This is a genomic window from Anaerovorax odorimutans, assembly GCF_024459955.1.
Taxonomy (GTDB): domain Bacteria; phylum Bacillota; class Clostridia; order Peptostreptococcales; family Anaerovoracaceae; genus Hominibacterium; species Hominibacterium odorimutans_A.
On the sequence record NZ_JANFXK010000016.1, the window covers coordinates 90276 to 98195 of the forward strand.

9 protein-coding genes and 1 riboswitch are annotated in these 7920 nt (G+C 49.2%); of the genes, 2 read left to right on the plus strand and 7 right to left on the minus strand.

Annotated features, from left to right (window positions below; translation table 11 throughout):
* Positions 1 to 98: 98 nt before the first annotated feature.
* Positions 99 to 202: riboswitch (THF riboswitch) on the minus strand.
* A 269-nt stretch (positions 203 to 471) separates the two neighbouring features.
* Positions 472 to 1485 carry an asparaginase gene (locus NE619_RS13750; protein ID WP_256133007.1) on the plus strand — a complete coding sequence of 338 codons (1014 nt, stop codon included), beginning with the start codon at positions 472 to 474 and terminating at the stop codon, positions 1483 to 1485.
* A 60-nt stretch (positions 1486 to 1545) separates the two neighbouring features.
* Here NE619_RS13750 and NE619_RS13755 read toward each other — a convergent pair whose 3' ends face one another.
* Complete coding sequence (locus NE619_RS13755) at positions 1546 to 2055, minus strand: DUF1836 domain-containing protein (protein WP_256133008.1); 510 nt, start codon at positions 2053 to 2055, stop codon at positions 1546 to 1548.
* A 240-nt stretch (positions 2056 to 2295) separates the two neighbouring features.
* Here NE619_RS13755 and NE619_RS13760 point away from each other — a divergent pair, with 240 nt between their 5' ends.
* A complete protein-coding gene (locus tag NE619_RS13760; protein ID WP_256133009.1) occupies positions 2296 to 2964 on the plus strand; it encodes an SGNH/GDSL hydrolase family protein in 669 nt (222 codons plus the stop codon).
* Here the strand turns inward: NE619_RS13760 and pdaA are convergent.
* From pdaA to NE619_RS13790, 6 genes are all read right to left on the minus strand, one after another.
* Positions 2933 to 3748 carry a delta-lactam-biosynthetic de-N-acetylase gene (gene pdaA / locus NE619_RS13765; protein WP_256133010.1) on the minus strand — a complete coding sequence of 272 codons (816 nt, stop codon included), beginning with the start codon at positions 3746 to 3748 and terminating at the stop codon, positions 2933 to 2935. The two genes, NE619_RS13760 and pdaA, sit on opposite strands and share 32 nt — an antisense overlap.
* 103 nt (positions 3749 to 3851) lie before the next feature.
* Positions 3852 to 4400, minus strand: coding sequence for a beta-class carbonic anhydrase (locus NE619_RS13770; protein WP_256133011.1), 549 nt, complete (start codon positions 4398 to 4400; stop codon positions 3852 to 3854).
* 10 nt (positions 4401 to 4410) lie between these two features.
* Positions 4411 to 5811, minus strand: a complete 1401-nt coding sequence (locus NE619_RS13775) for a glutamate synthase-related protein (protein ID WP_256133012.1) — start codon at positions 5809 to 5811, stop codon at positions 4411 to 4413.
* Positions 5812 to 5874: 63 nt separating this feature from the next.
* On the minus strand, positions 5875 to 6267 hold the full coding sequence (locus tag NE619_RS13780; RefSeq protein WP_256133013.1) for a Fur family transcriptional regulator: 393 nt from the start codon (positions 6265 to 6267) through the stop codon (positions 5875 to 5877).
* A gap of 155 nt (positions 6268 to 6422) precedes the next feature.
* Entirely contained in the window at positions 6423 to 6830 is a 408-nt protein-coding gene (locus tag NE619_RS13785; protein WP_256133014.1) for an NUDIX hydrolase, read from the minus strand.
* 7 nt (positions 6831 to 6837) lie between these two features.
* Positions 6838 to 7749 carry an NYN domain-containing protein gene (locus tag NE619_RS13790; RefSeq protein WP_256133015.1) on the minus strand — a complete coding sequence of 304 codons (912 nt, stop codon included), beginning with the start codon at positions 7747 to 7749 and terminating at the stop codon, positions 6838 to 6840.
* Between the last annotated feature and the right edge of the window lie 171 nt (positions 7750 to 7920).

Sequence of the window (7920 nt, forward strand, 5' to 3'; positions counted from 1 at the left end):
TTATTTTTCTCCCATTGACAGAAAACAAAAAAGCTCTCCATCTTATAGTGATTCCGGCGAAAAATCTCCCTTCACATACATAATGCCAGAGCTTCTGTTGCAACGGGTGCGGAACATACACCGCAAGCAGCTTTTCGTGCTTTTCGTTTCGGCGGCAACTCCCCATCCGCCGAACACTTGACGCGTACATTCCTATTTTGCGTATTATTTACATTATACTCTATTATAGTACAAATTCAGGAAAATACAAGGGAGGTTTCCGCACCTGCCGGGCTGACTGTGACTGCCTTGGGTCTGCGGGGCCAAAATCGGCAGCGGACAGGTTCGCACCATCAAATTCCGGGCAGCGCCTTGTAAAAACTGTCACTTGGAAAATCTGCGTTTATATGCTATCCTATTTCCGGAAATTCTCTTTCTGCGCAGCGCGTGCGCAGGGTGCGATCCATATATTACAAGAAAGTGAACATACATATGACAAAAAAATTACTGATTCTGACTACCGGAGGAACCATTGCCTCCGTCAAAACGCCCCATGGGCTGATACCAGCTCTTTCTTCGGAAGAGCTGCTTTCCTATCTTCCTGAGATCGGAAGGGATTTTCTTTTACAGACAAAAGCAGTCTGCAATCTGGACAGCACGGACATAACGCCGGATCACTGGCTCATGCTGGCCGAATCCATCAAAGAAGAGTACCATAATTACGATGGTTTTGTGATCTGCCACGGTACGGATACTATGGCCTATACGGCGGCGGCCCTCTCCTACCTGATTCAGCATTCGTCAAAGCCCATTGTACTCACCGGAGCGCAAAAGCCCATCGGCTCTGAGATCACCGATGCAAAAGCCAATCTGCGGGACAGCATCCTCTATGCGGCTGATCCCGATTCCCGCGGAGTGCAGATCGTCTTTGACGGCAAGGTAATCCTGGGTACGCGGGCTAAGAAAACCAAGACACTGAGCTTTTCGGCATTTTCCAGCATTAACTTCCCATATCTGGCGACCATTCACGATGGAAAAATCATCCGCTACCTGCCTCCTTCCATCGAAAAAAATCCGGTCGTATTTTACGACCGGCTCAATCCGAAAGTATTCCTGCTCAAGCTGACACCGGGGATTTCTCCGGCGCTCCTTTCGGAGATCTTTTGTCTGTACGACTGCATCATCATTGAAAGCTTTGGCGTGGGCGGAATCCCCGACAGCCTGGAAAAAGAGCTTTTCCGGCAGCTAAGTAAATACGCCCCCGAGGAAAAGGTTCTGGTTATGACGACTCAGGTTACCTATGAGGGCAGCAACGTGGGCACCTATGAAGTGGGCCGCAGACTCAACGAATCCTTCAGTATTCTGGAGGCCAGAGATATGACGCTGGAAGCGGTTCTCACCAAAATGATGTGGATCATGGCCGAAGAAAATATCTCCTGGCCGGAGATCTGCCGCAAGTTCTACATGCGCATCAATTCCGATACGCTGTTGCAGGAGCAGGGCTAACAACAAAACAGCGGTAAAAGCAGAAATTTCGCGTTTTGTGTTGGAGACGGCAGTGTAAGTCTACTCCTTTTCCTGGCCGTCCGTTTCTTCCAGGGCCTTCAGCATCTGTTCGCAGGCCAGCTTTTGGGCATAGCTGGAAATCGCCAGCCGCAGGGCCATTTCCGACAGATCGGCTTTATCTTCCGTCTCCTGCAGCTCTGCCGAAACCTTCTTAAATTCTTCGTCCATCACTTCCATATAGCTCTCATAAAAATCCCGTATTTCCTGGTCCTGTATCTTGGCTTTCAGAAGCTCTCCCGTGTCATTCACTGACAGCACCTGCTTTAAAAGGCAGATTGCTGTCAGATAGGCGATGTGCGTACGATTGTATTTTTTCCCCACCGCCCTTGGCAGCAGGCCCTTTTTAATGTAATTGTTGACCATCGCCGCCGTCAGATTCTCATCCAGCTCCAGCCCTGCGTGCTGTCTGGGCATGTAGTTCAGCACCTGGTCCATATACAGGTCGATATCGGGAATATCTTCCCATTTGTTCGGTCTTTTTTCTTCCAGTATTTTTTTAATCGTTTCCATATTTTGTACCTCTTTTTCGTATAATCAATTCCTCATTATGCCATTCTAATAGAAAGACATTCTTTATACAGCACCAACACGGCGTCTCTTAACAGAGCCGCATCAGATATACGAATAGTATATATCATATAAAAACAAATGTAAATAGTATTGACTCTATGTTAGTTACATAATATAATATTAGATATTACATTTAATAGTTTCAATTATTTCTTTCAAGAACAAAAGGGGGAATTCGAGATGAAAATTTGTGTCCTGGGGGATTCCGTAGCCAGAGGGGTCATCTATGATGAGGCTCGGAACAAATACACGTTTCTGAAAAACAGTTTTATCAATTTATTTTCCAGCATAAGACAGATTCCGGTGAAAAATCTGGCACGCTTTGGCTGCACTACGACCAAAGGCCAGCAGATCCTGGAAAAGCACAAGGAGCAGCTTTCCCTGTACGACTATACGATTCTGGAATTCGGAGGAAACGACTGCAACTATAATTGGGAAGAAGTCGCCCGCACACCGGAAAAGGACCACGCGCCCGCAGTCCCTTCATCCGTTTTCAAAGACACTTATTCCAATATGCTGGAGCAAATCCGATCCTGCGGCAGCCAGCCGATCCTGCTCTCTCTGCCGCCCCTGAATCCGCAGCGGTTCTTCGATTGGGTATGCAGGGGTCTGAACAGAGACAATGTGCTTCGCTGGCTGGGCGATATCGACTACATCTATCGCTGGCACGAGGCCTATAACCTGACCGTCTTTCAGCTGGCACAGGAGCACAAGGCTCCGCTGATCGACATCCGCCGGATCTTTCTGGAAAACCGCCATTACGGCGACCTCCTCTGTGTGGATGGCATGCACCCCAACGAAAAGGGCCATGCGCTGATTAATTCCGCACTAGTTGATCTAATGATTTAAAGGTATAGCCCAATTCCTCCCATTTTGACAGCAGCTCGTCGAGAATCTCGGCATTGGTCTGAGAGGTGCTGTGGAGCAGGATGATGGCACCTGGATGAACTCTTGGTATGAGTTTTTTGAAGGCTTCCTCTCTGGACGGCTGCTGACTCTCATACCAGTCCACATAGGCCAGGCTCCAAAAAATCGTATGATAGCCCAGCTCCTTTGCCATTTCCAGGTTCGACTCGCTGTATTTTCCCTGAGGCGGCCGGTAGAATTTTTTCATGTTCTTTCCGGTCGTCTTTTTGTACAGCGCTTCCAGGTCATTGATCTCCTTAGAAAAATCCTCCATCGTAGATATCTGGGACATATCCGGATGATGGAAGGTATGGTTTCCTACAATGTGCCCTTCCTTCACCATTCGCTTTACCAGCTCCGGATTGGTCTGGATATAATTGCCCACTACGAAAAAGGCCGCAGGGACCTTGTGTTTTTTCAAAGCATCGAGAATCTTTGCCGTATGCCCGTTCTCGTATCCGGCGTCAAAGGTCAGATACAGGACCTTCTCAGAGGTTTTCTCCGCATAATACGCATCGTATTTTTTCAGGTACTCCGCCGTTGCGTTGGCTACAGGAGGCTGGCCCGCCTGCTGGAAGCTCAGGCCCCAGTTTCCGTCCGCGGATGTGGAAACGGCATCCTTTTTAAAAACGCCGGTTGCCAGGCCAACGCCGACAAACGCTACTGCAAAAAGAGCTACCGCCGCCGTTATGCGCAGCAGTCTTTTTTTTCGAACCATTATAATCATAAAAAATCACCACCCAGTCAAGTATACTGGGCGGTGATCCAAACTATGCTTTTAAAACCCGAAAGAGTACAGGCCGTAAGGTTTATTCCTAAAGGCCAGCGCCTTATTTTTCCGATACGGGCATCAGTTCTCCGGTTACGGTATCTATGACAAAGCCTCCCACCTGGATATCGTCGGGAATCAGAGGGTGATTCCGCAGCAGGTCCACCGTCTCTCTGACAGAAGTGTCCACATCGTCAAAGCCCCTGAGCCAGCGCTCAAAATCAATTCCGCAGTAGCCCATCATGTCCAGGGACTCCTGGGAAATGCCCCTCTCCTTCATATGGCCGATCATAGCTTTACTGTCCATATGCTGCACGCCGCAGTCGGTATGACCCACCACCAGGATGGTCTCCACGCCCAGCTCGAATATGGCGATCAGCAGACTCCTGACTACACTGCCAAAGGGATTGGAAATTACGCCGCCTGCGTTCTTAATAATTTTCACGTCTCCGTTTTTCAGCCCCATGGCCGCAGGCAGCAGCTCGGTCAGTCTGGTGTCCATGCAGGAGAGAATCGCCAGCTTTTTATCGGGATATTTGCTGGTGACATAGGCTTTGTAGTTCTCATCCTGTACAAATTTTCGGTTATATTCCAGTATTTCTTCAATCATATAGTCTCTCCTATGCGTGTGGTATGTCCGTAAACTCTGAAATCTCTCTGCTGATGGTACACAGGTCGTCTTTGCTCAGATCCTGCAGGCGCTCGTGCCCTGTGATTCTTGCAAAGGTTTTCAGCTCTTCCAGCGAGCAGTTGAGGAAATTGGCTACTCTCTGAGCCGCGGCTTCCTCTTTGAATCTGGCCCGAAGCTCTGGATCCTGGGTAGCAACGCCTACCGGACATTTTCCGCTTCCGCAGATGCGGTACTGCTGGCAGGCCGCGGCAATCAGCGCCGCCGATGCGACAGCCACCGCATTTGCTCCCATTGCCAGAGCCTTGGCAAAATCAGAGGACACCCGCAGACCTCCGGTAATAACCAGATCGATGTCCGCGCCCGCTTTATCCAGATACTTTCTGGCCCGATGCAGCGCATAGATGGTCGGCACGCTGGTAGCGTCCCTCACCAGCTTGGGACTGGCTCCTGTAGCGCCTCCTCTGCCGTCAATGGTGATGAAATCCGGCTCTGCGAACACGCAGAATTCCAAATCCCGCTCAATGCGTCCGGCAGCGATCTTGATTCCAATGGGACGCCCTTCCGATTCCAGCCTAAGCTTCTGAACCAGAGACCGCAGATCCTCCTTATTTTTTATCTCTTCGAAACAGGAAGGACTGATAACATCCTGACCCAGAGGCTTGTTTCGTATCTTGGCAATCTCCGGGGTCACCTTGTCGCCCGGCAGATGTCCGCCCATCCCCGGTTTGGTCCCCTGACCGATCTTAATCTCAATGGCATCGGCCCTTTTCAGGTTCTCCGGGGTGACGCTGTACTTGTTGGGTACGTATTCAAAGATATATTTGTAGGCCGCCTCCCGCTCTTCCGGCAAAATGCCGCCTTCTCCGCTGCACATGGCGGTCTTGGCCATGGCGCTGCCCCTGGAGAGGGCGATCTTTGTTTCTCTGGAAAGAGCGCCGAAGGACATATGGGAAATATAGACCGGACTTTCTAAAACCATTGGTTTTTTCGCCCTTTTTCCGATCACCGTCCTCGTATCCACCTGAGCATGCTCCGGCAGCGGCGGCGGGTTGAGCTGCGCGCCCAAAAGCAGGATGTCATCCCAATTGGGCATGGACATCTTTGTGCCCATAGCCTCAATAATCGTCTCTCCGCTCACAGCCATCTTATGGATTTCCTCCATGTACCGGCATGAGGTGTCCATTCTGGCGTACTCCGGATCATAGTCCAGCGAACTATCGCCTTCGGCTTTCTCTTCCGGCTGCGCTGTCTGCACTTCGCCCTCATCGTTGATTTGTTCGAACATGCTGCGCGGTTGACCGCAGATCGGACATTCGCTCAGGGTATCAATCGTCTTATCTCCTTCCTCGTTAAAGATATATCCGCAGATACTGCATTTATATGCTCCCATTTTTTTCTCCTTTACTCCACCACAGTTACAACGACTTTATCTATTTCCCGGCAGCCCGCTGTCTTAGTTGGCTGTCTTTTTACCACACTGCGGACATGTTCCCTGGAAAATGATATCGTGGTCCTCAATCGTAAACCCCTGCTCACTCAAGTCCAGCTGATTCAGCTGCTCCATATAGGGAATATCCATATCGAACACCTGGCCGCAGCCGGTACATTTCAGATGGTAATGGCCCGAAGTATTAAAATCGTAACGATCCGCTGAGTTGGGAATCTGAATGCGCAGGATCTGCCCCTGCTGCGCCATCTGGTTCAGATTACGATAAACCGTCGCCTTGCTGACTCTCGGGTATTCACGGGTCACTTCCTCGTAGATCATTTCCGCTGTCGGGTGATTGTGAAGCCTGTTTACTGCCTTCAGGATAATATCCTTCTGCAGCGTATTTCTGGTCTGCATTATGATCGCCTCCTTATTGATAATAGTTATTATTTAAGATTATATTCGATATTGGACCTTTTGTCAATAAAAGAGGCTATAAAATACCCCTGCGGCGAATCCCCGGCTCCAAACAGGATCCGCCGCAGGGGCGTTTTTGTCATAAGATCATTTACTTATATTCCGTCTCCGTAGATTCTCACTTGCTCCACCATATGGCCGATATTGCCTTCTCCGGCGAACTTTTCCAGATCAAAAAAGTTTTCATCCATGCCCAGCCACAAAAGCGGATGCTTCTCTGCCCGCAGGTCAACCTCCTGTTTCAGTGAGCCCACATATACCTCAACGGTGCAGTTCTGATTGAAATAAGTAAAGTTCATCATATGTTTAAGTACGATGTCGTCCCGGCCGATGCCTGTTTCCTCAGCCAACTCCCGGTAGGCGGCCTGCAGCCCGTCTTCCCCCGGCTCGATCTTTCCTCCCACCAGATTGAATTTCCCCTTATAGGGATCTCCGGTTCGTTTGCAGAACAGCAGCTTTTCCCTGGTGGCATTGTAGACCATAATACAATTATATCCCTGCATGTCCGGCCTACTTTCCTGCGTATTTCACCATATTCTGGTTGCCGCTTTTGCGCACTTCAATTCCCTTGATACTGCGGACATATTTTTTAAACTGTGAAAAGCCGTAATCCTGCACATTGAAATTTTCGTATTTTTGATGTAGCTCCTGTCCCAGAATACCCAGGTCAATCCCCTCTTTGCCTCCGGCCTTCACAAGGTCGATCACAAATTCTTCCACATTGTTTCCTTCAGCCAGTTTGACGGAAACGTAATTGCCTTTTTTCAGCAGCCGTATCTTCGGAAACTCCTCCAAAAGTTTGGAAAGCAAGCTGTAGCCATAGCTTCGTACGTCAAAATCCGGGTACAGCTTCAGCAGCCGGTTGCCCAGCTCCGCCAGTCCGGTCTCTCTGCCATTGTTGGTATTTTCCGTAATGATCTTGACAATGGCGTCTTCAATGGTGGATTTGTCGATATCCTTGACCGCCGCCGCTTCTTCCTTGTTCTCTTCTTCACCTTCCAGAAGTTCCAGTCTGGTGAAGATATCACAGGCTTTACGGAAAGCCATAGGAGTTTTCTGTTCTCCCATTCCGATCACCGTAAGCCCGGATTCCCGGATACGGCTGGCCAATTTTGTAAAATCGCTGTCGCTGGAAACAATACAGAATCCGTCAACGGTATTGGTATATAGAATATCCATCGCGTCAATAATCAGCGCCGAATCGGTAGCGTTTTTTCCGGTCGTATAGCTGAACTGCTGGATCGGCGTGATGGAGCTGGAAAGCAGTTCCTCCTTCCAGCTGGAGTTCTGGCGGCTGGTCCAGTCTCCGTAAATTCTCTTGTAAGTAACATTTCCATATTTGGACAGCTCGTCCAAAATCGGATCGATGTATTTTGCCGAAACATTGTCAGCATCGATCAGCAGTGCAAATCTCTTATCCACATTTATCTCCTAACTATCTTTTATCTTCTCGGTAAGCGCTCTTATTACAAGTAATTCCAAGCTGTTTCATAGTATCATTTTTCGGCCCGGAAGTCAAATAGGAGGCAGTCCCCGTGTGTTGTTAACTTGTGATAATGTCCCTATAGGATTCACTTGAGAAAATGTCCCAAT